Raw genomic sequence first — 24,810 nt, forward strand, 5'->3', positions numbered from 1 at the left:
TTGCGTACTATTAAATTCACGCCCGTTTTATATAACGCTGTATTTATGCATATGAGGAAAGGATAGTGTCTAGCCCAACGTTGACTGACAAAGTCTCGAAAATGATCTACCAAGACATCTTAAGCGGAGAGCTCAAACCGAGTCAAAAGCTAGTAGTTGCAGATCTAAAAAGCCGATACCACGTAGGGGCCTCACCAATCAGAGAAGCACTAGTGCAACTCTCATGGACGAAGTATGTCAGTTTAGAACCACAAAAAGGCTGTTGGGTATCCCCAGTATGCGTCGAAGAACTGGAAGATCTCTATGAGAGCTTACGTACTGTTGCAGCCGTACTACTAAAAAAGTCGATCAAATCTGGCGGCGAAGATTGGGAGTTGGAAGTACTCACCTCATTCCACAAACTGTCACGTATCAACCTGACTAACGACAATTTTGACTGGAAAGAGTGGGAAGAGCGCCAGCACCAATTCCACATCGCACTATTAGAAGGTTCTAACTCTAGGAATATGTTTGAATTTTTCACTGATTTGATCAATCAAATCAAACGCTATCGCTATTTCGCAAGACACAACGGCTTAGACCCACGCCAATTTGAAATTGATGAATATGAGAAGATCATGAAGCTGGTCCTGGCGAAAGACACCGACGAAGCAGCCGAAGAGTTTGATCGTCATCTGCATCGCTCGATGGAACAAATCCAAATCACTATTGAGCAGGCCGCATAAATAGATAGCCTAAAAAAATCGAGCTTAGGCTCGATTTTTTTAGGCAATTTCATCACAACTCCGGCAAACCGAGACTCGGTTGCGTCCCAAGGTTTTGGACTCGTACAAGGCAATGTCCGCACACTTGTAGCAACGCGTGCTATTCGAAGTTAAGTCGGTCAGCCCCACACTCACCGTAATAGGAACATCCGCTGCCATTTCAACCGCAATTCGTACTCGATTTAGCGCTTGTTCTGCTTCTTCAATACTGGTGTGCGGCATAATAATCGCAAACTCCTCACCACCAATACGGGCGATAAAATCTGTCTCGCGCAACGCTTCAATAATAATGGCACCTACTCGGCTGATAACTCTGTCACCTTCATCATGACCCAGTTCATCATTTACCCGCTTGAAGAAATCAATATCAAGCAGCGCAAGGCAAGTGTCATGCCTCTCAGGATAACGCCCACTCAATTTGGCACTGTGACGCAGTTCCAGTTCAAACTTACGTCTGTTCCACAACTGCGTCAGTTCATCTTTTTCACTTAAAATTCTCAGTCGCTCTTCCAGCTCTTTACGTTCAGAGATATCCACCAGCGACGTGATGTAATAACTGACTTTCCGCCCCTTAGCCAACACGCATTGCACACGCATAATCGCGGTGACCTTAGTGTGAGTTTTCTGATTATGGATGGTTATCTCACCTTCCCAGATCTGATTGGACGACAGAGCCTCAAACAGTTGTAAGGTGGTCGCAAACTGTTCTTCGCCCACCAATGCTTTGATCATGTTCTGAGACGCAATGTCTTTCTGGCGATAACCGGTGAGTCTCTCAAACTCATCATTGACTAAAACTGCATGATGCTTTTTATCCGAAATGACCACCGCGGACATACCGCTTAACGCTGCTCTTGCAAGTTGACTCTCTAAACTTCGCTTGCGGTAGTACACAACCCCGCTAGTCGCTGGAACGGTGAAAGCCAGCACCATCAATAAGACGATTGAAGCTTCTTTAAGTAGTATTTGATAATCTCGCTCAGAGCGTACTTTCAGTTCTTCCTGACTAAGATCGATGACCAAATAGAGCTTTTGCCGACCTTCCATATAGATCTGATTGAACACAATCAGATGATCTTTTTCTAAATGGTAACCCGACTTCTGATCTTGCATCATCTGCCAAGTTTCTGGGTAGTAGCGCGCTAGGTTATGTTGGCTGCGGCTCGCTAGCAGATGGCCAAACAATTTACTCGGATCATCACTGATCATGTAAAAGCCCGTTTCACCAACCAATTCTGGGCGAAATGATTTGTCGGGGGAATAATTAAGACGGGAGGTCAGATACCAAATATCAATATTGAGTATTAAATAACCGGCACGCTGGCCTTGTACTTCAACGGGAGTAATTAAGCGCAGTGCAGGTTTATATGGAAATACCAGCTCACCGTTTTCCATTTCAAGATCTATACCCCACGCACCGATTTGTTCATCTTGAAGCAGTTTGGCGTAGCGGAAATAGCCGCGATGAGATTTATCCTGCAATTGCTCTGCCACCTGAACACGATTACCACTCAGCAGATAGTTGAGACGCAACTGTTCTTTACCCGCGTTATCAATAAAGCGAATCTGGCTATACCATTTCTGATTGATGGCCATTGAAGACCACACTTCCTCAACAACCTCACGATTTTTAGCGCTGGGAGAAAGAATATAATCGTAAAGACTTCGGCTGTGGGAAAGTAATTCGATGATAGAAACAAGCTGGCTGCGAACACTCTGGTATTCACGTTCACTGTAGGCGAGTTGATGCATGGCCTGTTTGGCCGTTAACTCTACTGTTTCTTCTTCAAGGTTCTGGTATTGCTGAGCATAGTAAGCAAACGCGATCGACACCAACACCACTGTGGTAATACACAAGTGCCAAAAGATGTTTTTTCGTTGTCTCACTGCCACGGCTCCCAAATCGAAGGCGGGGCAGTATATCACCGAATAAAAAAGTGGTTAAGAATAACCCTACGGGCAATTGACAATTTTATAAAAACGCCTTAGTTACAACTAAAAAAGGCGCTCTTTATGGTTAATCTAACTGGTAAATGACGTCAACTCGATCACGTATCACGATTGTCGAGTCCTGATAGGTGTTGGATTCCGTTTTTGCATCCATCGCCATTGAACGCATCAGTACCGGTTGGCTGCTCGGCATATTGTAATCAATTCGCCAGACACCATTGATGTCTTTACCAAAACCAGAGGCCAGTGACTCTGCTTTACTATTGGCATCCTTGATGGCGGCTTGGCGTGCTTGCTCCTGATATTTAGCCTGATCTTTCACTTTAAGCTGAATGTTTTCGACCTGGTTGATGCCCGAATTCAGTGCAATATCCAGATACTGATTCAAGTTCGCCAATTCATCGACAGTAACATTAACGGTGCGAGAAGCACGGTAACCCACTAGCTCAGGTTTACCATTTTTCGGGTAATGGTATTGAGGAGAGATATAAAGGTTGGAACTGGTGATGTTGTCAGCACTCATTCCCTGCTCTTTCAGTTCAGTCAGAAAGTCTGTCACTACTTTGTCGACTGTCTGCTTGGCTTGTTCTGCCGTCATGGTGGTTTCGACCACACGAACCGTAAACTTCGCCATATCAGGCTTTGCAACAACTTCACCATATCCGGTCGTAGCTAGGTGTGGGAAGTTAGGCGTATCAGCGTATGCACCAATACTGACCAGACCTGAAACGGCAATTGCCAGGCTAGAAACTATCTTCATTATTGTTCACCTTATTTAACTAATCACATACATCATAGCGTTTAGATGCTGCATGAGGAGTCTAGTTCGATGTTCTGACAGAACTTTAACCAAGTGCTAGCTCGACAGCACATTTCTCGCATAATTAACAATAGATTGAGTCACTTCTTCCAATACGCCCGATTCGAGTTGCCAGTGATGCCAATAGATGCGGTATGAGCTCAAGAACCCAGGCAAGATGTCGACTAAACTCCCTTGCGCTAACTCTTTTTGAATCTGAAAGCTTGGGATCAAACAGTACGCGACTCCTGCCAGAGCCATTTTGACAAACGCTTCAGAACTGGCGACGCGGTGAGTCCGGACATTATCTGGCAAGATATTAAAATGCTCTTTCAAAAATAGCTGATGTTGATCGTCATGCTGATCGTACGCCACTGCTGGGGCCTGAAGTAGAGATTCATAGTTCACGCCATTGGGGAAATAACGCTCGACGAATTGCGGGTTTGCCACGCAAACATAATCAACTCTTCCTAAATAGTCCGCCTGACAGCCGGGAATAGGCCGAGATTCTAGGCTAATCGCACCGGTTACCTCGCCACTTTTGAGCTTTTCTATTGCCCTGACTTCATTCAGTACCGCCAGTCTCAGCTCAATGTTCCGTGTTGTCAGTACCTGCTGTAAGGAGGGCAACAGCCAAGTCGCCAAGCTATCGGCATTGGTGGCGATAGAAATCGCCAGCGGGCGCTCTGAATCACTATTAGTTAATTCAGGTACAAGCTCACTTTCTAGCAATTGCACCCTGTGGTAAAGGCCCAGCAGCTTTTTACCCACCATGGTCGCTCTAGGTGGTTGCTCGCGAATAAGCACGGGCTGGGCGAGAAACTTTTCCAACTGCTTTATACGTTGCGAAACCGCAGACTGCGAGATGTAGAGCGCCTCAGCTGCACGTTCAAAGCTGCCTTGAGTCACTACTGACTCCAAAGCCTCTATCCATTTGTAATCCAACCCACGCATAGCGCCACCAAATAAGCAAAACTGATAATAGATTAAAATCATTAATTATACTTATCAAGATACTGACTCTATTCTCAACGCTCATATTCGCAATTCACTGGAGAGAAAAACGTGAATCTATGGGTGTTATTACAGGGCTTTGGGCTAGGTGCCAGCATGATTATTCCGATTGGGGCGCAAAATGCCTATGTTCTCAACCAAGGTATTAAGAGAAATCATCACTTGACGACCGCCACCATCTGTAGCGTTCTCGATGTCATTTTTATCTCGCTAGGCATATTTGGTGGTGGTGCAGTCTTGTCACAAAATGAAACCCTGCTCACGGTTGTCACTTTAGGCGGTATTGCCTTTCTGACCTTCTATGGCTTACTGTCACTCAAAAGCGCCGTGCAAACGAATAAGGCGTCTGAGTCCAAGCGTCAAGTCGTAGAACGTGGTCGTCGAGCTGTGATTCTCGGGGCTCTGGCAGTTACCGTGCTTAACCCTCACCTCTACCTTGATACTGTGGTGATCCTCGGCTCCATTGGCGGACAGTTTGAAGGACAAGATCGAATTTCGTTTGCATTAGGTACGATCATGGCCTCTTTTGTTTGGTTTTACACCTTGTCGATCGGTGCTGCGAAGCTTGGCCCAACCTTATCAAGACCAAGAGTAAAACAAGGGATTGATATTGTGGTCGCTATAATGATGTTCACGATTGCCTTGATGCTAATAAACGAACTGGTAAATAAACACGGATAATTACATGGAACGATTAGAGCAAATCTATCAGTACAACATAGATCTTCTTCAACAGCTTGAAGTTAGCTTTAAAGAATGGCGTCATGAACCTATTCTCGATTTCGCCACTGATGTGCGTGTCGCTGAGCAGCTTGGATGGACGGGTACCCATAGCAAGAGTCTGTTTCTGAAACTGAAAGGGGGCGGGCATGTGCTGTATCTGACCCACAAAGATGCACGCCTTGATAGTAAAGCCATGAAGCAAGTGCTGGGGAAACGACCTTCCATTTGCAGCGATGAAGAAATGATAACGCTGCTGGGCTGTGTTCCCGGCGCTGTTTGTCCTTTCGGTATACCTGAACATATTGAGATTGTCGTGGAACGTGCCTTATACCAGCATTCGGAAATCCTCTACACACCCGGTCACCCTGAACTGACCATAGGCATTGCAGGCTCTTCCTTGCCCAAACTATTGCAAGCTATTCCCAACTCGGTAATTGAGATGTAAAAAAGCGAGGCTAGGCCTCGCTTTTCCGATCAGGATTCAACCTTGTTGAGGTGAACATCCATTTGCGGGAATGGAATTTCAATGCCTTCATTATCTAAGCCTTCTTTAATCGCTTGCATTAGATCGAAGTACACTCCCCAGTAATCAGATGTCTTAACCCATGGGCGCACTACAAAATTAACTGAAGAATCCGCCAGCGTATGCACGCCAACCTGAACCGCCGGATCTTTAAGGATACGCTCGTCAGATTCACAGATCTTGGTTAAAAGCGCTTTGGTTTTCTGCAGATCCGCACTGTAAGACACACCGATCATCAAGTCGATGCGACGAGTTTCATGACGAGAATAATTCGTGATAGGACCGCCGATAACGCTACCATTTGGCACGACAACCATCTTGTTATCCGGAGTCGTCAGAACCGTTTGGAAGATTTGGATAGACTCCACACTGCCTGCTACGCCACCAATTTCGACGTAATCGCCAGATTTAAACGGACGGAAAGCAACAATCAGCACGCCCGCTGCAAAGTTTGACAGTGACCCTTGCAACGCTAAACCAACCGCTAAGCCTGCCGCACCGATAACAGCCACAACAGACGCGGTTTGCACCCCAATCCGGCTCAATGCCGCAATCAGTACAATCACAAACAATAAGTAGCGTACTAAACCATGGATAAACTCAATAACCGCTTTATCCATATTTTTCTTTTTCAGCATCTTGGCGACACTGTTCGCCACCATCTTAACGAAGATGTTACCGATGAATAGAATTAGAATGGCTGAAAGGACATTCACACCATACTGGATCAACAAATCAGAATTATTGGTAATCCACGATTCAGCCTGCGCTAGACCATCCACTAATGGAGTTTCAATCTCCACCGATTCTCCTGCCATAATGTATACCCTCTAAAATGTGTGGCGATCCTATAAATCACACGACTTTTTTATGATTGATAGACGATGTCGTCTCCATAGATAACCTGAAACTATGTCAGATTTTTGGCACGATATATCAATTTTGACGATTCATAAAGTGACGTTTATGCAAAGAACGCAAAAACAAAGAGTTATCAGAAAAAACTGATATCGGCTCGTTACAGATTACGCAATGGTTTTCATTTTCGCCACCCTTTTAGGTGAGGAATAGCCCATTCATAAAACAAATACACCAGGCACAAAAAAACCCGCTCATTGAGCGGGTTTTGCAAACTTAACAGAGTACTGAATTCAGGAGAATTATAGTACGTCTACTGCGTTTAGGTCAGCGAACGCTTTCTCTAGGCGAGTTACCATTGAAGACTGACCTGCACGTAGCCATACACGTGGGTCGTAGTACTTCTTGTTTGGCGCATCTTCACCAGTTGGGTTACCGATTTGACCTTGTAGGTAATCACGGTTCTCAGCTTCATACTTACGGATACCATCCCAAGTTGCCCACTGAGTATCAGTATCGATGTTCATCTTGATAACACCGTAGCCGATAGACTCTTGGATTTCAGCTTCAGTAGAACCTGAACCACCGTGGAATACGAAGTTTAGAGCGTTAGGAGCAATACCGAACTTCTCAGCACAGTATGCTTGAGAATCACGTAGGATTGTTGGAGTTAGAACTACGTTACCTGGCTTATATACACCGTGTACGTTACCGAAAGAAGCTGCGATAGTGAAACGATGTGAAACAGCGTTTAGTTTCTCGTATGCGTAAGCAACATCTTCAGGTGAAGTGTAAAGCTCAGAAGCGTCCATGTCAGAGTTATCAACGCCGTCTTCTTCACCACCAGTACAACCTAGTTCGATTTCTAGAGTCATGTCCATCTTAGCCATGCGCTCAAGGTACTTAGCACAGATTTCGATGTTTTCTTCTAGAGACTCTTCTGAAAGGTCGATCATGTGAGAAGAGAATAGTGGCTTACCAGTTTGTGCGAAGAACTCTTCACCAGCGTCTAGAAGACCGTCGATCCATGGTAGTAGTTTCTTAGCTGCGTGGTCAGTGTGTAGGATTACTGGAACACCGTAAGATTCAGCAACTGCGTGAACGTATTTAGCACCTGCTACAGCGCCAAGGATTTGTGCACCTTGACCTTCAAGTTTAATGCCTTTACCAGCGAAGAAAGCTGCGCCACCGTTAGAGAACTGAACAACAACTGGAGCTTTCACTTTAGCTGCTGCTTCAAGTACTGCGTTTACTGAGTCAGTACCTACAACGTTTACTGCCGGAAGAGCAAAGTTGTTCTCTTTTGCTACTTCAAAAACTTTCTGTACGTCATCACCAGAGATAACACCTGGTTTTACGAAATCGAAGATCTTAGACATGGATGTAATCCTATTTATCTGTCGTTTTAAAAATAAAACTTGTTAAGTTTAAATTCTTGCAAACGTTTGCTCACAACGTGCGTCATTCTAGCAAAGAACAATGTGACTTGCAGCAAACAACAAAGCGGGAGAATCATTCCCCCGCTTTCGTTTAATTACTTAGCGCGCTCTTCAAGCATCGCAACTGCTGGTAGTACTTTGCCTTCCACGAATTCAAGGAATGCACCGCCACCAGTAGAGATGTAAGATACGTCAGCTTTAATACCAAACTTATCGATAGCTGCTAGCGTGTCACCGCCACCTGCTACAGAGAAACCTGCAGACTCAGCGATTGCTTCAGAGATACCTTTTGTACCCGCTTCGAAGTTCTTGAACTCAAATACACCTACAGGACCGTTCCATAGGATAGTTTTCGCGTTGCCGATGATTTCAGCTAGAGCCGCTGTTGATTCTGGACCAAGGTCGAAGATCATGTCATCGTCAGCCACTTCTGAAACGTGCTTGATTTCAGCTTCTGCGTTTTCATCGAATGCTTTGGCACATGCAACGTCAGTCGCAACTGGGATAGAGCACTCTTTCATTAGCTTTTGAGCCGTTTCAACTAGGTCTGCTTCGTATAGAGACTTACCTACGTTGTGGCCATCTGCAGCGATAAATGTGTTCGCGATACCACCACCAACAACAAGTTGGTCAGCAACTTTAGACAGAGACTCTAGAACCGTTAGCTTAGTAGAAACTTTAGAACCACCAACGATAGCAACTAGTGGACGCTCTGGGTTGTCCATTGCTTTACCTAGTGCTTCCAGTTCAGCTGCTAGTAGAGGGCCAGCACACGCTACTGGCGCGTTCATACCAACACCGTGAGTAGATGCTTGTGCACGGTGAGCCGTACCAAATGCATCCATTACGAAGATGTCACAAAGTGCAGCGTATTTCTTAGATAGCTCTTCTTCATTCTTCTTCTCGCCTTTGTTAAAGCGAACGTTTTCAAGAACAACTAGCTCACCTGTGTTTAGCTCTAGGCCATCTAGATAATCTTTAGCTAGTTTAACTTCGCAATCTAGGGCGTCGTTTAGGTAGTTAACAACAGGTTGTAGAGAGAACTCTTCTGCGTATTCACCTTCAGTAGGACGACCTAGGTGAGAAGTAACCATAACTTTAGCACCAGCTTCTAGGCAGTGCTTGATAGTTGGTAGAGATGCTAGGATACGTGCATCAGAAGTTACTTTGCCTTCTTTTACAGGTACGTTTAGGTCCGCACGGATAAATACACGTTTACCTGCTAGATCCAGGTCAGTCATCTTGATTACAGACATGATGTGTCCTCTCAAATATTCAAAAAGTAAAGTTTTTAAGACCCGGCGACCCTGCCAAGCCCAATAATTCTTCAAACTGATTTAGATATGGAGTTTATCATTATTTATTTCAAGGCTAGAAATAAACATTTCTCCATCGCCGCTAATCTGCATACCCACTAAAAAAGTGGCATTACAGCGTCAAACTTGACGGGGAGCGGCTTGCATTGCGAGTGCCGTATCTAACATACGATTCGCAAATCCCCATTCGTTATCACACCAAACCAACATCTTAACCAAATGGCCATTACTAACTCGGGTTTGCGTGCCATCGACGATCGCACTATGAGGATCATGATTAAAATCGATGGAAACGAGCGGAGCTTCAGTATAGTCAACAATGCCCTGTAATGTACACTGAGAAGCGTTAACAATGGTTTGATTTACGTCATTAACTTTCACATTTGTATTAATTGTGACGCTTAAATCCATGGCTGTGACGTTTACAGTAGGTACTCGTACTGAAATTGCTTCAAATTTGTTAGAAAATTTCGGGAAGATTCTTTCAATACCTTTATGCAACTTAGTGTCTACGGGTATGATCGATTGGCTGGCTGCACGAGTACGTCTGAGATCAGAATGGTAGGCGTCGATGACCTGCTGATCATTCATCGAAGAATGGATAGTAGTGATAGTACCTGAATCGATACCAAAGGCTTCATCAAGAGCTTTGATAATAGGGACGATACAATTGGTTGTACACGAACCATTGGATACCACATTGTGATCTGCTGTTAGTGTATCGTGGTTAACGCCGTAGATAATGGTATTGTCGAGATCGCTGGCGCCCGGGTGAGAAAACAGGACTTTCTTCGCTCCCGCTTTGATGTGTTCTTGGCCATCAGCTTGAGAGCCAAACACACCGGTACAGTCCAACACCAGATCCACTTCCAGATCTCGCCATGGTAGAAGATCGATTTCTGCCAGATGAAGAATACGGATGGAATCAAATTCTCCGCTCTCATGGTGAACGTAAATATGCTCCTGATCGTTAGTAATCTTCTTACCAAATCGACCGTGGCTAGTATCGTATTGAAGCAAGTGTGCCATCGCATCGGGCTGCGCCAGCTCATTAACGGCTACCACCTTGATATCTTGGCTTTTGCCACTTTCATATACTGCCCGCAAAACATTACGTCCAATACGTCCAAATCCGTTGATCGCAACTTTTAGCATGATTCCATCGCTCTACATCTTTTTCGTGTCACAAATACTACCTGATAGATTTATAAATCGCATCTAGTTCATCGTATCGGGTAAAAACAAAAAAGCCGAGTCACAAGGACCCGGCTTTCAAAGCAATTAACAATTAAGCTAAAAGCTCTTTCGCTGTGTTCACAACGTTTTCAGTTGTGAAACCAAACATCTTGAATAGCTCACCTGCTGGTGCAGATTCACCGAAGGTGGTCATACCGATGATACGGCCGTCGAAACCAACGTACTTGTACCAGAAGTCAGCAATACCTGCTTCTACCGCGATACGAGCTGTCACGTCAGATGGCAGAACCGCTTCACGGTAAGCTGCATCTTGCTTGTCGAATGCGTCCGTTGATGGCATTGAAACAACGCGTACTTGCTTGCCTTCAGCAGTCAGTTCAGCCGCTGCGTTCACTGCTAGCTCAACTTCAGAGCCTGTTGCGATAAGGATTAGCTCTGGCTTGCCTGCGCAATCTTTCAGGATGTAACCACCCTTAGCAATGTTCGCCACTTGCTCAGCGTCACGCTCTTGCTGTGCAAGGTTTTGACGAGAGAAGATAAGTGAAGTTGGTGCATCTTTACGTTCGATAGCCAGTTTCCAAGCCACTGCTGATTCCACTTGGTCACATGGGCGCCATGTGCTCATGTTTGGCGTCAGGCGTAGAGAAGCCATTTGCTCAACCGGTTGGTGAGTTGGGCCGTCTTCGCCAAGGCCGATAGAGTCGTGCGTGTAAACCTGAATGTTCTGCACTTTCATCAGAGCCGCCATACGCATAGCGTTACGCGCGTACTCCATGAACATTAGGAAAGTTGCACCGTATGGTACGAAACCACCGTGTAGTGCGATACCGTTCATGATAGCCGTCATACCGAACTCACGAACACCGTAGTGGATGTAGTTACCTGACGCATCTTCAGCTGAAATAGACTTAGAACCAGACCACATAGTTAGGTTAGAAGGGGCAAGGTCAGCAGAGCCACCTAGGAATTCAGGTAGCATTTGACCAAACGCTTCAAGTGCGTTTTGAGACGCTTTACGTGATGCGATGTTTGCAGGGTTTGCTTGAAGGTCAGCAATGATTTGTGTTGCTTTCTCTTCCCACTCAGCTGGCAATTCACCGTTTAGACGACGCTTAAGCTCTGCGGCTTCTGCAGGGTAAGCTGCAGCGTATGCGTCAAACTTCGCATTCCACGCTGCTTCTTTCGCTGCGCCTGCTTCTTTTGCATCCCACTCAGCGTAAACGTCAGCTGGGATTTCAAAAGGACCGTGTTCCCAACCTAGCGCTTTACGAGTTGCTGCAATTTCGTCAGCGCCTAGTGGAGCACCGTGACAGTCGTGTGAACCAGATTTATTTGGAGAACCAAAACCGATGATGGTCTTAGTACAGATTAGCGTAGGACGTGAGTCCGCTTTCGCAGCGATAATCGCTGCATTGATCGCTTCTGGATCGTGACCGTCTACTGCTGGAATTACGTGCCAGCCGTACGCTTCGAAACGCTTAGGTGTATCGTCAGAGAACCAACCTTCCACTTCACCATCAATAGAAATACCGTTGTCATCCCAGAAAGCGATTAGTTTACCAAGGCCTAGCGTACCTGCTAGAGAACAGGCTTCGTGAGAGATACCTTCCATCAGACAGCCGTCACCCATGAATGCATAAGTGAAGTGGTCAACGATGTCGTGGCCTTCTTTGTTGAATTGTGCTGCTAGAGTTTTCTCAGCCAGCGCCATACCTACCGCGTTAGTGATACCTTGACCTAGTGGGCCAGTCGTCGTTTCGATACCCGGTGCGTAACCGTACTCTGGGTGACCTGGTGTCTTAGAGTGCAGTTGACGGAAGTTTTTCAGGTCATCAATAGACAGCTCGTAACCCGCAAGGTGAAGCAGAGAGTAAATCAGCATTGAGCCGTGGCCATTTGATAGCACGAAACGGTCGCGGTCAGCCCATTCTGGGTTTGCTGGATTGTGGTTTAGGTGAGAGCGCCAAAGAACTTCAGCGATGTCAGCCATACCCATAGGTGCGCCTGGATGACCAGAGTTGGCTTGTTGTACGCCGTCCATGCTAAGGGCACGGATAGCATTAGCTAGATGTTTGCGGGAAGACATGTCTGCTCCTGAGTGCGTTAAGCGAAAACTAATTTTGATGGGCGATTATTCTCTCAAAGGCGCCTAAGCTGTGCAAACGTTTTACAGTCTGAATACAGGGGATTCTCGCTTATTTTCTGCCATTTCTATCCAAGTTAGTAATATTTAACTCTTTAGAAGCAAACGTTTGGATATGTATTAAATTAAAAAAGAGCTTGTAATTCGAGCTATGAAAATTAGAATAGACGTCTAGATGTAGAAACACCTACAGATATCAGTATTATTTCTTAGTGTTCCGCCGTTAATAATGGAGCACTTCCTTGAATTAAAAGTGGAGCTCTCATGGCTAAACACCTGTTTACTTCTGAGTCGGTATCAGAAGGTCATCCAGATAAAATCGCAGACCAAATTTCTGATGCAGTTCTAGACGCAATCATCGAGCAAGATCCAAAAGCGCGTGTTGCGTGTGAAACGTACGTAAAAACTGGCATGGTGATGGTTGGTGGTGAAATCACTACATCAGCATGGGTAGATATCGAAGAGTTAACTCGCCAAACCGTTCGTGATATCGGTTACGTTCACTCTGACATGGGTTTTGATGCCGATTCTTGTGCGGTACTGAACACCATTGGTAAACAGTCTCCAGATATCAACCAAGGCGTTGATAAAGCGGATCCAAAAGAGCAAGGTGCTGGTGACCAAGGCATCATGTTCGGCTACGCGACTAACGAGACAGACGTACTAATGCCAGCTCCAATTACGTATTCTCACCTACTTGTTCAAAAACAAGCAGAAGTACGTAAAAACGGCACACTACCTTGGCTACGTCCTGATGCAAAATCACAGGTAACGTTCCAGTACGACCAAGGAAAAATCGTTGGTATCGACGCTGTCGTTCTTTCGACTCAGCATTGTGACTCAATCTCTACGCCAGACCTACGCGAAGCGGTTATGGAAGAGATCATCAAGCCAGTTCTACCATCAGAGTGGCTAAACAAAGACACTAACTTCTTCATCAACCCAACTGGCCGTTTTGTTATCGGTGGCCCAATGGGTGACTGTGGTCTGACAGGTCGTAAGATCATCGTTGATACATACGGTGGTGCTGCTCGTCACGGTGGTGGTGCATTCTCAGGTAAAGATCCTTCAAAAGTTGACCGCTCTGCTGCTTACGCTGCACGTTACGTTGCGAAAAACATCGTTGCGGCTGGCCTTGCTGACCGTTGTGAGATTCAGCTTTCTTACGCAATCGGTGTTGCAGATCCAACATCTATCATGGTGGAAACATTTGGTACTGAAAAAGTATCTCAAGACATCATTGTTGAAGCGGTACGCCAACACTTCGATCTACGTCCATACGGCCTACAAGAAATGTTGAACCTACTTCAGCCAATCTACAAGAAAACAGCAGCATACGGCCACTTCGGTCGTGAAGAATTCCCATGGGAAGCGACTGATAAAGCTGCACTTCTGCGCGACTTCGCTGGTCTTAAGTAATTTAAATTACCGCACTAATTTGCTATTCAAGGGCTTCTGGGTAACCAGAAGCCCTTTGTTTTTGTGCGCAAAAATCAAACAACAAATTTGTATTTTTTTGTCATGGGGTCAATAGTTAACAATATGTTAAAAGGATAATTCTTCGCCAAAAATTGCTTTTTAACAGACCAAGTCAGATGCGCAGCTTATTAGGGCAGTCGCAAAGCCGGGCATCGAGTTCCAAGACGCCACCCATGAATCTATGGGTGACTTATTACAGAGTCGATCAAGGAGGATGTATGCCTCGTACGGTGAATCCACAAGACTTCAACGACAAACGAAAGGAAGTCCCAGATAACGAATACGCACGTACTATACCGTGCAATCATGTCAGCTTATCCGCGCCGTTTCATTGGCTGTCACTCGGCTTGCACGACTTTGTGCGTATGCCGTTGATCAGTGCCTTTTACGGTTTGTGTTTCATGGCGGCAGCTATTGGTATTGTGCTGCTAGTTCAATGGCAAGGCACACACTTAGTCGTCATGCCAAGTTTAGTCGTCTATATGCTAATTGGTCCCTTCTTAGCGCTAGGGCTTTATGATGCCAGTTGGGAGCGGGAAAAGGGCCATCACGCCAGCTTACTTCACTCAATGAAAGCCATTGGGCGTAACTCTTCATCACAATGGGCGTTTGCTGTCATGCTCGCCGTGTGTATGATTTTCTGGATGCGTATCGCTGCGTTACTTCATGCGTTATACCCTTCGGTTCAGGGCGCCCCAATAACAGATTTCCTTCCATTCCTTGTTATCGGCTCTTTGGTCGGCATGGTACTGGCTGCAATTGTGTTTAGTATTTCTGCTTTCTCCATCCCACTTATGATGGAGCGACGCGTTGATATGATGACCGCTGTGTTTACCAGCTTTAACGCCGTCAAATCAAATATTCCAGCGATGATAGTATGGGCAGCCGTGATCTGTGGCGGTATCTTAATTGGCTTTGCGACTTACGGAATCGGCATGTTGTTTACTATGCCAATTCTTGGCTACGGTACTTGGCACGCTTATCATGAAACCATCAAGAAAAAGCACCATTAGCACCAACGTCTAATCCGGTATATGATTCGCCCCTTGTCTAAGGGGCGAATTTTTTGGAGATGAATTTGGATACAGAGCTTAGCTATCGCGCACAACAAGTGGTCGCTCGCTATATCGTAACGGCTCAACATGCTTTTCAGCGCTCATTTTCTTTCCCTTCTATCAGCTACAAACTGAGAGGTAAAGCGGCGGGCAAAGCCTACCTCCAACTCAATGAGATTCGCCTCAATCCCGTTTTATTTACCGAAAATCAGCAAGCGTTTTTCGATGAAGTCATCCCGCATGAAATCGCACATTTGATCACTTATCAGGTCTATGGTCGAGTCAGACCTCACGGTAAAGAATGGCAATCGATCATGGAAAGCGTATTTGGCGTCCCTGCTCGTACTACGCACAGTTTTGAAATTACTTCCGTACAAGGGAAAACCTTCGAGTACCGCTGTGGGTGCCAGCTCTACCCACTGACTATCAGACGTCACAATAAAGTCCTGCGTCATCAAAGCAGCTACCGATGCCAGAGCTGTCAGCAAACCCTTGTGTTTACGGGTAAGCAGCTCTCATAACTCAGTGAGCCATTAATAAGTTTCACTGACAAATGCATGCTAGACTGCGATAAGTCATACTTTTCTAATACTTATCGACATGAAACTTCGTGCATTTTTTGTTTACTTCACTGTACTTATTAGTTCATTTCAGGTGCTCTCTGCGCCTCCCTCTTCATTTTCGAAAGCCAAGAAAGAAGCACTAAAGATATATTCCGATCACCCCACCAGCTTTTACTGTGGATGTGATATCACCTGGCAGGGAAAGAAAGGTATTCCCGATTTAAAGTCATGTGGTTACGCCGTGAGAAAACAGCAAAAACGTGCTTCAAGAATCGAATGGGAGCATGTTGTTCCCGCTTGGCAGTTTGGCCACCAACGACAATGTTGGCAGTCTGGAGGACGAAAAAACTGCACCAAAAATGACACCGTATTTCGTTCAATGGAAGCCGATCTACATAACCTCACCCCCGCTATCGGTGAAGTAAACGGCGATCGCTCGAATTACAACTTCAGCCAGTGGAATGGGATGGATGGCGTGACGTATGGCCAATGCGAAATGCAGGTCAACTTTAAGCAACGGAGAGTCATGCCACCAGACCGCGCCAGAGGTTCCATTGCCCGAACCTATCTGTACATGAGTCAGGAATATGGATTCAAGCTATCGAAGCAACAAAGCCAACTCATGACAGCTTGGAATAAACTCTATCCTGTCGACACATGGGAATGTGAACGTGAGCGTCGAATCTTCAAGATTCAGTGCAATCATAACCCTTTCGTTTTCAAGGCATGTCAGGCTCTGTAATTGCCCCTTATGAATTGTAGCGATATGTACAGCCTGCCCCTTGTTTTTTAGGCATAAAGCATCCATGTTAGGAGTTCATTCTCAATTATCTGGCCGGATACAAAGCTGATGCGAATTCCTCGAATTTATCACCCTGAACCTATAACCCAACTTGGCAGTTTAGCGCTTAGCGAAGATGCAGCCGGCCATGTAGGAAGAGTCTTGCGGATGAAGGTTGGACAAGAAGTGTTGCTTTTTGATGGCTATGGGGCCGAGTTTCCAGCCGTAATTGAAGAAGTCAGCAAAAAGTCCGTCACGGTGAATATCACTGAACGTGTTGAACGCAGCAGCGAGTCACCACTGGACCTGCATTTAGGTCAGGTCATTTCTCGCGGGGAAAAGATGGAGTTCACCATTCAGAAGTCCGTAGAGCTGGGCGTTAATACCATTACCCCACTGATTTCTGAGCGTTGTGGCGTCAAGCTAGATCAAAAACGTTTTGAGAAAAAGCTCGCCCAATGGCAGAAAGTTGCCATCAGCGCTTGCGAGCAAAGTGGACGCAATATCGTTCCGCAGATTCGCCCTATCATGCAGTTAGATGAGTGGTGTGCAGAAGATTATGATGGCCTTAAACTCAACCTTCACCCCAGAGCAAAATACTCAATCAATACGCTGCCAGCTCCGGTCGAGAAAGTTCGCCTGTTGATCGGCCCCGAAGGTGGCTTGTCCGCAGAAGAGATCGAGAAAACCCGAGAATATCAATTTGAAGAGACTCTGCTAGGCCCACGCGTATTACGCACAGAGACAGCAGCTCTTACCGCAATTACTGCCCTTCAAGTTCGCTTTGGCGACCTTGGTTAAACGGAGAAAAACCATGATCAAATTAGGTATCGTGATGGACCCTATCGAGTCCATCAACATCAAGAAAGACTCTAGCTTTGCCATGATGCTTGAAGCGCAGCGCCGCGGCTACGAAATCCACTACATGGAAATGCATGATCTGCACTTAGACCAAGGTGTCGCTGTTGCAGACACCAAAGTGGTGGAACTCAAAGAAGATCCAACAGGCTGGTTCCAGTTTAAGTCAGAGCAAACTATTGAGCTGTCAGAGCTTGATGCGGTATTGATGCGTAAAGATCCTCCGTTCGATACTGAGTATATCTACGCGACCTACATTCTTGAACGAGCAGAAGAGAAAGGCACGTTAATCGTCAACAAACCTCAGAGCCTGCGTGACTGTAACGAAAAGCTGTTCACAGCCTGGTTCCCAGAACTCACCCCAACCACAATCGTGACCCGCAAAGCAGAGAAGATTAAACAATTCCGCGAACAGCACGGAGATGTGATCTTAAAACCGCTAGATGGCATGGGTGGTGCATCTATTTTCCGAGTCAAAGACAACGATCCAAATGTTTCTGTGATTATCGAAACCCTGACTAACCACGGCCAAAACTATGCGATGGCACAAACATTCGTTCCTGACATCAGCAACGGCGACAAGCGAATTCTGGTCGTGGACGGCGAAGCGATGCCTTACTGCCTGGCACGTATTCCGGCAAAAGGTGAAACTCGCGGCAACCTTGCGGCAGGTGGTACAGGTGAAGCCCGACCACTGAGCGAAACAGATAAACAGATCGCAGCGGCTGTAGCGCCTACACTTAAGGAAAAAGGTTTGATCTTTGTAGGCTTAGACGTCATTGGTGACAAGTTAACTGAGATAAATGTAACCAGCCCAACCTGTATTCGCGAAATCGAGGCTGCATTTGATATCTCAATTACGGGTAAATTGATGGATGCGATAGAGCGTCGACTCAACAAGCAGTAATTTACTCACATGATCATTGGGCGATAACTTGTCGCCCACTTTACGCTGGAGTAACTATGAATTTAACCAACCACTTTTTAGTTGCGATGCCGGGGATGAAAGATCCCTACTTCCAACGCAGCGTTATCTACGTATGTGAACACAATGATGATGGCGCGATGGGTTTAATGATTAATGCTCCAATCGACATCACAGTAGGTAAAATGCTCAAGCAGGTCGACGTTGAAGCGACTCAACCTCAACTCAAAGTCGGTAGCCTTGAGAAACCGGTACTCAATGGCGGCCCGGTTTCAGGAGATCGAGGATTTATTCTTCACCAGCCGAAAGATCATTATGAATCCAGCATTCAGATGACTGACTGTATCTCCGTTACGACGTCAAAGGACATACTCGCGGTTCTCGGTACAGAAGCCGAACCACCGGAGTACATTGTTGCATTAGGTTATTCTGGTTGGGAAGCGGGCCAATTAGAGATTGAGCTTTCTGAAAACTCTTGGCTAACGATTGAAGCCGACCCTGATGTCATGTTTAACACACCGATCAATGAACGTTGGCAAAAAGCCGTGCAGATGCTTGGCATCAACGCGTCTCAACTGTCCAGTGATATTGGTCATGCATAACCTCCCCATTAAAATTTATGTCTAGAACAATTATGGCTTTTGACTTCGGCACTAAAAGTATTGGCAGTGCCATTGGTCAGGAGATTACAGGCACGGCATCACCGCTGAAAGCCTTTAAAGCCAACGATGGCATTCCCAACTGGGACGATATTGAAAAGCAGATCAAAGAATGGCAACCAAACCTACTGGTTGTCGGCCTGCCAACGGACCTTCACGGCAAAGATTTGGAAACGATTACTCCTAGAGCGAAAAAGTTTGCTAATCGTCTTCACGGCCGTTTCGGCCTTCCTGTCGAACTGCACGATGAGCGCTTATCCACTACAGAAGCTCGCTCAGAGCTGTTCAGTATGGGCGGCTACAAGGCGCTCAGCAAAGGGAATGTCGACTGCCAATCAGCGGTCGTTATCCTTGAAAGCTGGTTTGAAGCTCAATACGGCTAAGCGAAAAAACAGAAAGGGTTGGCACATTGCGCCAACCCCTTATATTTCAGTGCCACAAATAGACCACGATAGAAAATATTCACACGCCCCAAACGGCGAAGAGCAATCTCTAATCCATATCAATCTTCACATCTGCCAGCGCACCACCACCGAAGCTTTCACCTCGTTGAGTTTTAAGCATGATACGCAGATCATTGGCTGAATCTGCACTGTGCAGCGCATCTTCTTCAGTAATTTTGTCATTCACCACCAGTTGGTAAAGCGCCTGATCAAACGTCTGCATACCAATTTCCTGGGATTTCGCCATGGTTGATTTGAGTTCATGCAGATCACCGCGTCGAATGAGATCCGATACACGTGGACTGTTAAGTAGAATTTCAAATACGCCATGACGACCTTGGCCGTCTTTATCTCGGATCAACTGCTGGCCGATAACACCTTTGAGGTTCATGGAGAGATCAAACAGGAACTGCTCTTTTTGCTCTTTCGGTACAAGGTGTAGGATCCTTTCCAAAGCTTGGTTAGCATTATTGGCGTGCAACGTCGCCATACACAGATGCCCCGTTTCGGCGAATGTCATCGCGTACTCCATGGTCTCTCGCGAGCGGATCTCACCGATCAAAATCATATCAGGAGCCTGACGCAAAGAGTTCTTCAGTGCAACTTCATAACTTTCTGTGTCTAAGCCAACCTCACGTTGCGTGACGATGCATTTCTGATGTTCGTGGACAAATTCAATCGGATCTTCGACTGTCAGAATATGACCGCTACGCTCAGTATTTCGATAGCCGGTCATCGCCGCCATAGTGGTCGACTTACCGGAACCTGTGGCACCCACCACTAGCACCAAGCCGCGCTTGGCGATGGAAAGATCTTTCAGAGTTTCAGGCAGTTTTAAGTCATCAAATGTGGGTATGGTGGTTTCGATTCGACGAATCACCGCACCGGGTAATTCTCGCTGATAGAAAGCAGAAACACGAAAACGACCAAAATCCCGCATTACGGCAAAGTTCGCTTCTCGACTGTGGCTATAGTCATTCTGGCGCTCTTCATCCATGGTGCTGTGGAGTAGCGTCAGCACTTCGGCTTCCGATAAGTTCTCTCCATGCGGCTTCAACTCACCATCAACACGATAAAGTATCGGCGCACCAACAGTGATGTATAAGTCTGACGCTTTCTCAGCCAGCATGCCTTGCAGATAAGGATTGATATCCATCATGACCTCTCTCAGAACAGACCTTGCTCAACTTCGATTTTTTTCGACACTTCTTCTGCATCAACCAGACCTTGAGCAATCAACTGTTTCGAATGCTGCTCCATGGTTTGCATACCATGCGCTGCACCAGTCTGAATCACAGACTGCATTTGCGCGACTTTGTCTTCGCGGATCAAGTTGCGAATAGCAGGCGTTGCCATCATGATTTCATGACAAGCGGTTCTCCCGCCGCCAATGCGCTTGAGTAATTTCTGCGCAATAACCGCACGCAGAGACTCAGAGAGCATGGAACGCACCATGCCTTTATCGCTACCTGGGAAAACATCAATGATACGGTCGATCGTTTTCGCCGCCGAACTGGTGTGCAAAGTACCAAATACCAAGTGGCCAGTTTCAGCAGCGGTCAGCGCTAGACTGATCGTTTCCTGATCGCGTAACTCACCAACTAAAATGACATCGGGATCTTCACGCAATGCACTGCGCAGCGCGTTATTAAAACTATGGGTGTCATTGTGAACTTCACGCTGGTTGATCAGACATTTGTTATTCGTGTGCACAAACTCAATCGGATCTTCAATAGTCAGGATATGCTTATTGTGGTGACGATTAATATGATCCACCATTGCCGCCAAAGTAGTCGATTTACCTGAGCCCGTTGGCCCAGTGACCAAGATTAATCCTTTCTCCATATTGGCGATATTTTCAAAGATCGACGGCGCTTCTAGCTGCTCTAAAGTCGGGATATCGGTTGGAATGGTACGAAATACGGCCGCACAACCACGAGATTGGTTAAAAGCGTTGACCCTAAAACGGCCAACGTCCGGAAGTGCAAAAGAAAAGTCAACTTCAAGACGTTCTTCAAATTCGCTACGCTGAGCATCGTTCATAATTTCAAACACCAAACGATGCACTTCGGAATGGTTGAACGCTGGTACGCCAAGCTTTCTTACTTCACCATCAATGCGTACCATGGGAGATACACCAGCAGAAAGATGTAGATCTGAAGCATTATGCTTTACACTAAAATCCAGTAATTCAGCGATATCCATTTAAAATCCTTAATAAAGTTAGCTATGAGTAGTATTCAACAAAACATTGAACAGATCACCTCACAGATTGAAGCGGCACAACAAAAGTGTGGACGCCCTCTAGGCTCAGTGCAACTTCTGGCGGTGAGTAAGACCAAACCGTTCGACGCGATTTTAGAAGCAGCTCGCGCCGGTCAAGTCGCTTTTGGCGAGAATTACGTGCAGGAAGGCGTTGATAAAGTTGCGTATTTCGCTGAAAACCACCCTGAATTAACCCTAGAATGGCACTTTATTGGTCCAATTCAGTCCAACAAAACACGCCATGTTGCGGAGAGCTTTGCCTGGGTGCATACCGTTGATCGCGCTAAGATTGCCCAGCGATTAAATGATCAAAGGCCGCAAGAAATGGCGCCGCTGCAAGTTCTTATTCAGGTCAATACCAGCAGTGAAAGCTCTAAATCTGGCGCCAGTGATGACGAAATCTTTGCTTTGGCAGAGTTGATTTCTTCTTTGCCAAACCTCACGTTAAGAGGATTGATGTCAATCCCGGCCAACGTTTCAGACTATCAGTCTCAGCTTGCGGCATTTAGCCATTTGGCAGAGCTGAAAAACCGATTGGCGCAACGTTACCCAGAGCTCAATCTCGATACGCTTTCGATGGGCATGAGTGGCGATATGGAAGCCGCAATTGAAGCGGGAACGACTATGGTCCGAATTGGCACCGCTATTTTCGGTGCTCGCGACTACAGCAATAAAGCTTAATCAGCAATAACAGGAAGAACACAATCAATGGAACACAAGAAAATTGCCTTTATCGGCGCAGGTAACATGGTCAAGGCTATCGTCTCTGGTCTAGTATCAGGAGGTTATCCTGCTGCCATGATCACAGCGACAGCCCCATCTGAGACTCGACGCCTGCCGTTGGAGCAAGACTATTCCATTAAGACCACCAGCGACAATATAGCCGCAGCCAGCGAGGCGGACGTGGTCGTCCTTTCTGTGAAACCGCAAATGATGGAAGAGGTATGTAAACCACTTCAATCCATCGACTGGTCAGGCAAACTGGTCATTTCCATTGCTGCAGGTATCAGTAGCCAACGCCTATGTGAAATGCTGAATCACAACCTAAAAATCGTTCGCGTTATGCCAAACACGCCTTCTCAACTAGGTTTGGGAATGAGTGGTCTGTATGCTCCATCGCACGTTTCACAGCAAGATAAAGCCTTTGCAGCTGAACTAATGGAGTCATGCGGCAAAGTTTGTTGGGTAGAGCAAGAATCCGGCATCAACAGCATCATTGCAGCTGCTGGCAGCGCTCCGGCCTACTTCTTCCGCTTTATGGAAGCGATGCAAGCTGAAGCCATTGCCCAAGGTTTTGATAAAGAGACGGCTCGCCTTTTAGTGCAACAATCAGCCTTAGGTGCAGCAAGCATGGTCGTCGGCAACCCAGAGACAGAACTATCTACACTGCGCGAAAACGTCACCTCAAAAGGCGGTACAACGGCGGAAGCGTTACGCACATTCAACGAACACCAACTTTCAGATATAGTAGCGAAAGCGATGCAAGCCGCAGTAGCTCGTGCTGAAGAAATGGAAAAACAGTTTTAATTAGATTGAGCCTTGGCTCTACGAAGTAAGGGTAACCTATGAATTCAATGAGTTTTCTGATTTCCACCCTGTTTGATCTCTACATCATGGTGGTGATCTTGCGGATTTGGCTGCAAGCTGCGCGTGCAGACTTCTACAACCCATTCTCACAATTTATTGTCAAAGCGACTCAGCCAGTGATTGCACCGCTGCGCAGGGTTGTACCTTCAATAGGCAGTATCGATTTGGCGACAGTACTGTTTGCTTACGTGCTGTGTGTGCTGAAGTTTGTCGCTTTGATTCTGGTTGCCTCCGGCGGCTCTGTGTCATTCAGTGCAGAGTTCTTCTTCCTTGGCCTGCTATCACTGATTAAAGCAGCTGGTGGCTTACTGTTCTGGGTCCTGCTTATCCGCGCCATTCTGAGCTGGGTCAGCCAAGGACGTAGCCCGATTGAATATGTCTTCCATCAGCTTACCGAGCCTATGTTGGCGCCTATCCGCCGCGTGATTCCGGCAATGGGCGGGTTCGATCTTAGCGTACTGGTCCTGTTTATTGCCCTTCAGTTTGCAAACTTCCTGATGGGCGACATGATTGGCCCTGTCTGGTTCCAGTTATAATGGCAAAAGCTGCTTGGTTAGAAGGTGATGACGTTCTACTCAGGCTCTACATTCAGCCCAAGGCAAGCAGAGATAAGCTGATTGGTCTGCATGGTGATGAAATCAAAATCGCAATTACCGCCCCGCCTGTGGACGGAAAAGCCAACGCTCACTTAAGTAAATACCTGTCCAAACAGTTCAAAGTAGCAAAAGGGCTAATCACCATAGAGAAAGGGGAACTCGGGCGACATAAACAAGTCAGAATCCAGTCCCCAGCTCATATCCCCGAAACAATAAAGGCCATCTTGTGATGGCCTTTTTTAATTCGAATCACAAAAGGCGCACTCTCAATATTTCACATAAAAAGCACAGCATAATTCGCCCTTGGTAATCTAAAAACCTTCACAGAGTGAGGATCCAAACGTATGATCAGGCGTAAAAATTATAAGCATGTAGTCGTATCATTTACGCTGCTCTTTTCCTCTGTAGTAAGCCATTAAGGAAGCATCATGAAAAAATGGATCACGTTAGCGCTGGCCAGTCTTTTATCCCTACCCGTATGGGCGGGTCAGTTTAAAACGATCAAAGATGTCGAAGTTCACTACTCCGCATTTAACTCCACATTCCTAACTCCGCAAGTCGCACGCAGCTATGAGCTGAAACGAAACGGCTACTCAGCAATCATTAATATCAGTGTGTTAGACAACTACCAGGCTGGTAAACCGCCTATAACCGCGAAAGTTAGTGGCAGCGCTAAGAACTTAATCGGCCAAACTAAGACACTTGAGTTCCGCGAAATAAAAGAAGGCTCTGCGATTTATTACCTCGCTGAATTCCCTATTTCGGACGAGGAAAACCTAACATTCAATATCGATGTTAATGCTGGTAATAAAGGCACTGGCAGATTAAAGTTCACCCAGAAATTTTATGTGGAAGAGTAACGGCTAAACGCCC

The 24,810-nt window shown here is 46.2% G+C and carries 26 protein-coding genes; 16 read left to right on the forward strand and 10 right to left on the reverse strand.

The window, feature by feature from the left end; genetic code table 11:
• Nucleotides 1–65: 65 nt before the first annotated feature.
• Complete coding sequence (locus VIC_RS04935; RefSeq protein WP_021456707.1) at nucleotides 66–725, forward strand: GntR family transcriptional regulator; 660 nt, start codon at nucleotides 66–68, stop codon at nucleotides 723–725.
• Between the two features lie 39 nt (nucleotides 726–764).
• Here VIC_RS04935 and VIC_RS04940 read toward each other — a convergent pair whose 3' ends face one another.
• From VIC_RS04940 to VIC_RS04950, 3 genes are all read right to left on the reverse strand, one after another.
• Entirely contained in the window at nucleotides 765–2,651 is a 1,887-nt protein-coding gene (locus VIC_RS04940; protein ID WP_039951283.1) for a sensor domain-containing diguanylate cyclase, read from the reverse strand.
• Nucleotides 2,652–2,781: 130 nt separating this feature from the next.
• A complete protein-coding gene (locus tag VIC_RS04945; RefSeq protein ID WP_006958224.1) occupies nucleotides 2,782–3,474 on the reverse strand; it encodes an oxidative stress defense protein in 693 nt (230 codons plus the stop codon).
• 96 nt (nucleotides 3,475–3,570) lie between these two features.
• Entirely contained in the window at nucleotides 3,571–4,467 is an 897-nt protein-coding gene (locus VIC_RS04950; protein WP_039951303.1) for a LysR family transcriptional regulator ArgP, read from the reverse strand.
• Nucleotides 4,468–4,578: 111 nt separating this feature from the next.
• Between VIC_RS04950 and VIC_RS04955 the strand changes: the two genes are divergently transcribed.
• Nucleotides 4,579–5,208, forward strand: coding sequence for a LysE/ArgO family amino acid transporter (locus VIC_RS04955; protein ID WP_039951285.1), 630 nt, complete (start codon nucleotides 4,579–4,581; stop codon nucleotides 5,206–5,208).
• Nucleotides 5,209–5,212: 4 nt separating this feature from the next.
• Nucleotides 5,213–5,695 (forward strand): YbaK/EbsC family protein, encoded by a 483-nt coding sequence (locus VIC_RS04960; RefSeq protein ID WP_006958230.1) that lies wholly within the window; start codon nucleotides 5,213–5,215, stop codon nucleotides 5,693–5,695.
• A 29-nt stretch (nucleotides 5,696–5,724) separates the two neighbouring features.
• Here the strand turns inward: VIC_RS04960 and mscS are convergent, their stop codons facing one another.
• The 5 genes from mscS to tkt form a co-directional block, all read right to left on the reverse strand.
• On the reverse strand, nucleotides 5,725–6,591 hold the full coding sequence (mscS, locus tag VIC_RS04965; RefSeq protein WP_021456715.1) for a small-conductance mechanosensitive channel MscS: 867 nt from the start codon (nucleotides 6,589–6,591) through the stop codon (nucleotides 5,725–5,727).
• Nucleotides 6,592–6,933: 342 nt separating this feature from the next.
• The gene (gene fbaA / locus VIC_RS04970; protein ID WP_006958234.1) at nucleotides 6,934–8,010 is read right to left on the reverse strand and encodes a class II fructose-bisphosphate aldolase; all 1,077 of its coding nucleotides are present in this window, start codon (nucleotides 8,008–8,010) and stop codon (nucleotides 6,934–6,936) included.
• Between the two features lie 155 nt (nucleotides 8,011–8,165).
• A complete protein-coding gene (locus VIC_RS04975) occupies nucleotides 8,166–9,326 on the reverse strand; it encodes a phosphoglycerate kinase (RefSeq protein WP_006958236.1) in 1,161 nt (386 codons plus the stop codon).
• 180 nt (nucleotides 9,327–9,506) lie between these two features.
• A complete protein-coding gene (epd, locus tag VIC_RS04980; protein ID WP_006958238.1) occupies nucleotides 9,507–10,541 on the reverse strand; it encodes an erythrose-4-phosphate dehydrogenase in 1,035 nt (344 codons plus the stop codon).
• Between the two features lie 133 nt (nucleotides 10,542–10,674).
• Nucleotides 10,675–12,669 (reverse strand): transketolase, encoded by a 1,995-nt coding sequence (gene tkt, locus VIC_RS04985; protein ID WP_006958240.1) that lies wholly within the window; start codon nucleotides 12,667–12,669, stop codon nucleotides 10,675–10,677.
• Nucleotides 12,670–12,990: 321 nt separating this feature from the next.
• Here tkt and metK point away from each other — a divergent pair, with 321 nt between their 5' ends.
• The 8 genes from metK to ruvX all read left to right on the forward strand — a co-directional run bounded on the left by metK (nucleotide 12,991) and on the right by ruvX (nucleotide 19,429).
• Complete coding sequence (metK, locus tag VIC_RS04990; protein WP_006958242.1) at nucleotides 12,991–14,145, forward strand: methionine adenosyltransferase; 1,155 nt, start codon at nucleotides 12,991–12,993, stop codon at nucleotides 14,143–14,145.
• Nucleotides 14,146–14,423: 278 nt separating this feature from the next.
• Nucleotides 14,424–15,218, forward strand: a complete 795-nt coding sequence (locus VIC_RS04995; RefSeq protein WP_006958244.1) for a DUF2189 domain-containing protein — start codon at nucleotides 14,424–14,426, stop codon at nucleotides 15,216–15,218.
• 65 nt (nucleotides 15,219–15,283) lie between these two features.
• Nucleotides 15,284–15,781: a SprT family zinc-dependent metalloprotease gene (locus tag VIC_RS05000; RefSeq protein WP_006958245.1), complete on the forward strand. Its 498-nt coding sequence runs from the start codon at nucleotides 15,284–15,286 to the stop codon at nucleotides 15,779–15,781.
• A 79-nt stretch (nucleotides 15,782–15,860) separates the two neighbouring features.
• Entirely contained in the window at nucleotides 15,861–16,565 is a 705-nt protein-coding gene (locus VIC_RS05005; protein ID WP_006958246.1) for an endonuclease, read from the forward strand.
• A 108-nt stretch (nucleotides 16,566–16,673) separates the two neighbouring features.
• The gene (gene rsmE / locus VIC_RS05010) at nucleotides 16,674–17,405 is read left to right on the forward strand and encodes a 16S rRNA (uracil(1498)-N(3))-methyltransferase (protein ID WP_038509531.1); all 732 of its coding nucleotides are present in this window, start codon (nucleotides 16,674–16,676) and stop codon (nucleotides 17,403–17,405) included.
• A gap of 13 nt (nucleotides 17,406–17,418) precedes the next feature.
• Nucleotides 17,419–18,369, forward strand: coding sequence for a glutathione synthase (gene gshB / locus VIC_RS05015; protein WP_006958250.1), 951 nt, complete (start codon nucleotides 17,419–17,421; stop codon nucleotides 18,367–18,369).
• A gap of 56 nt (nucleotides 18,370–18,425) precedes the next feature.
• Entirely contained in the window at nucleotides 18,426–18,989 is a 564-nt protein-coding gene (locus tag VIC_RS05020) for a YqgE/AlgH family protein (RefSeq protein ID WP_006958253.1), read from the forward strand.
• A gap of 17 nt (nucleotides 18,990–19,006) precedes the next feature.
• Nucleotides 19,007–19,429: a Holliday junction resolvase RuvX gene (gene ruvX / locus VIC_RS05025; protein WP_029236265.1), complete on the forward strand. Its 423-nt coding sequence runs from the start codon at nucleotides 19,007–19,009 to the stop codon at nucleotides 19,427–19,429.
• Between the two features lie 109 nt (nucleotides 19,430–19,538).
• On the opposite strand, the gene VIC_RS05030 is transcribed toward ruvX, so the two are convergent.
• On the reverse strand, nucleotides 19,539–20,645 hold the full coding sequence (locus VIC_RS05030) for a PilT/PilU family type 4a pilus ATPase (protein WP_039951288.1): 1,107 nt from the start codon (nucleotides 20,643–20,645) through the stop codon (nucleotides 19,539–19,541).
• A gap of 11 nt (nucleotides 20,646–20,656) precedes the next feature.
• Complete coding sequence (locus tag VIC_RS05035) at nucleotides 20,657–21,694, reverse strand: type IV pilus twitching motility protein PilT (RefSeq protein ID WP_006958261.1); 1,038 nt, start codon at nucleotides 21,692–21,694, stop codon at nucleotides 20,657–20,659.
• A gap of 24 nt (nucleotides 21,695–21,718) precedes the next feature.
• Here VIC_RS05035 and VIC_RS05040 point away from each other — a divergent pair, with 24 nt between their 5' ends.
• The 5 genes from VIC_RS05040 (at nucleotide 21,719) to VIC_RS05060 (ending at nucleotide 24,797) form a co-directional block, all read left to right on the forward strand.
• Complete coding sequence (locus VIC_RS05040; RefSeq protein WP_006958262.1) at nucleotides 21,719–22,435, forward strand: YggS family pyridoxal phosphate-dependent enzyme; 717 nt, start codon at nucleotides 21,719–21,721, stop codon at nucleotides 22,433–22,435.
• A gap of 27 nt (nucleotides 22,436–22,462) precedes the next feature.
• Nucleotides 22,463–23,281 (forward strand): pyrroline-5-carboxylate reductase, encoded by an 819-nt coding sequence (gene proC / locus VIC_RS05045; protein ID WP_006958263.1) that lies wholly within the window; start codon nucleotides 22,463–22,465, stop codon nucleotides 23,279–23,281.
• Nucleotides 23,282–23,319: 38 nt separating this feature from the next.
• A complete protein-coding gene (locus VIC_RS05050) occupies nucleotides 23,320–23,877 on the forward strand; it encodes a YggT family protein (protein ID WP_006958264.1) in 558 nt (185 codons plus the stop codon).
• On the forward strand, nucleotides 23,877–24,167 hold the full coding sequence (gene yggU / locus VIC_RS05055) for a DUF167 family protein YggU (RefSeq protein ID WP_006958267.1): 291 nt from the start codon (nucleotides 23,877–23,879) through the stop codon (nucleotides 24,165–24,167). Before VIC_RS05050 ends, yggU begins: the two co-directional genes overlap by 1 nt.
• Nucleotides 24,168–24,365: 198 nt before the next feature.
• Nucleotides 24,366–24,797: a DUF4426 domain-containing protein gene (locus tag VIC_RS05060; RefSeq protein ID WP_006958268.1), complete on the forward strand. Its 432-nt coding sequence runs from the start codon at nucleotides 24,366–24,368 to the stop codon at nucleotides 24,795–24,797.
• The last annotated feature ends 13 nt before the right edge of the window (nucleotides 24,798–24,810 follow it).

The sequence above is a fragment of the Vibrio coralliilyticus ATCC BAA-450 genome, from assembly GCF_000176135.1.
Taxonomy (GTDB): domain Bacteria; phylum Pseudomonadota; class Gammaproteobacteria; order Enterobacterales; family Vibrionaceae; genus Vibrio; species Vibrio coralliilyticus.

What these genes read in the sequence shown, in the direction of transcription:
- VIC_RS04960 (WP_006958230.1), top strand. Translation starts at nt 5,213, where the DNA reads ATGGAACGATTAGAGCAAATCTATCAGTACAACATAGATCTTCTTCAA.
- rsmE (WP_038509531.1), top strand. Translation starts at nt 16,674, where the DNA reads ATGCGAATTCCTCGAATTTATCACCCTGAACCTATAACCCAACTTGGC.
- VIC_RS04975 (WP_006958236.1), bottom strand. Translation starts at nt 9,326, where the DNA reads ATGTCTGTAATCAAGATGACTGACCTGGATCTAGCAGGTAAACGTGTA.
- VIC_RS05020 (WP_006958253.1), top strand. Translation starts at nt 18,426, where the DNA reads ATGAATTTAACCAACCACTTTTTAGTTGCGATGCCGGGGATGAAAGAT.
- VIC_RS05035 (WP_006958261.1), bottom strand. Translation starts at nt 21,694, where the DNA reads ATGGATATCGCTGAATTACTGGATTTTAGTGTAAAGCATAATGCTTCA.
- fbaA (WP_006958234.1), bottom strand. Translation starts at nt 8,010, where the DNA reads ATGTCTAAGATCTTCGATTTCGTAAAACCAGGTGTTATCTCTGGTGAT.
- VIC_RS05030 (WP_039951288.1), bottom strand. Translation starts at nt 20,645, where the DNA reads ATGGATATCAATCCTTATCTGCAAGGCATGCTGGCTGAGAAAGCGTCA.
- VIC_RS05040 (WP_006958262.1), top strand. Translation starts at nt 21,719, where the DNA reads ATGAGTAGTATTCAACAAAACATTGAACAGATCACCTCACAGATTGAA.
- VIC_RS05060 (WP_006958268.1), top strand. Translation starts at nt 24,366, where the DNA reads ATGAAAAAATGGATCACGTTAGCGCTGGCCAGTCTTTTATCCCTACCC.
- VIC_RS04950 (WP_039951303.1), bottom strand. Translation starts at nt 4,467, where the DNA reads ATGCGTGGGTTGGATTACAAATGGATAGAGGCTTTGGAGTCAGTAGTG.
- VIC_RS05005 (WP_006958246.1), top strand. Translation starts at nt 15,861, where the DNA reads ATGAAACTTCGTGCATTTTTTGTTTACTTCACTGTACTTATTAGTTCA.
- VIC_RS05050 (WP_006958264.1), top strand. Translation starts at nt 23,320, where the DNA reads ATGAATTCAATGAGTTTTCTGATTTCCACCCTGTTTGATCTCTACATC.
- mscS (WP_021456715.1), bottom strand. Translation starts at nt 6,591, where the DNA reads ATGGCAGGAGAATCGGTGGAGATTGAAACTCCATTAGTGGATGGTCTA.
- epd (WP_006958238.1), bottom strand. Translation starts at nt 10,541, where the DNA reads ATGCTAAAAGTTGCGATCAACGGATTTGGACGTATTGGACGTAATGTT.
- gshB (WP_006958250.1), top strand. Translation starts at nt 17,419, where the DNA reads ATGATCAAATTAGGTATCGTGATGGACCCTATCGAGTCCATCAACATC.
- tkt (WP_006958240.1), bottom strand. Translation starts at nt 12,669, where the DNA reads ATGTCTTCCCGCAAACATCTAGCTAATGCTATCCGTGCCCTTAGCATG.
- VIC_RS04945 (WP_006958224.1), bottom strand. Translation starts at nt 3,474, where the DNA reads ATGAAGATAGTTTCTAGCCTGGCAATTGCCGTTTCAGGTCTGGTCAGT.
- metK (WP_006958242.1), top strand. Translation starts at nt 12,991, where the DNA reads ATGGCTAAACACCTGTTTACTTCTGAGTCGGTATCAGAAGGTCATCCA.
- yggU (WP_006958267.1), top strand. Translation starts at nt 23,877, where the DNA reads ATGGCAAAAGCTGCTTGGTTAGAAGGTGATGACGTTCTACTCAGGCTC.
- VIC_RS04995 (WP_006958244.1), top strand. Translation starts at nt 14,424, where the DNA reads ATGCCTCGTACGGTGAATCCACAAGACTTCAACGACAAACGAAAGGAA.
- ruvX (WP_029236265.1), top strand. Translation starts at nt 19,007, where the DNA reads ATGTCTAGAACAATTATGGCTTTTGACTTCGGCACTAAAAGTATTGGC.
- proC (WP_006958263.1), top strand. Translation starts at nt 22,463, where the DNA reads ATGGAACACAAGAAAATTGCCTTTATCGGCGCAGGTAACATGGTCAAG.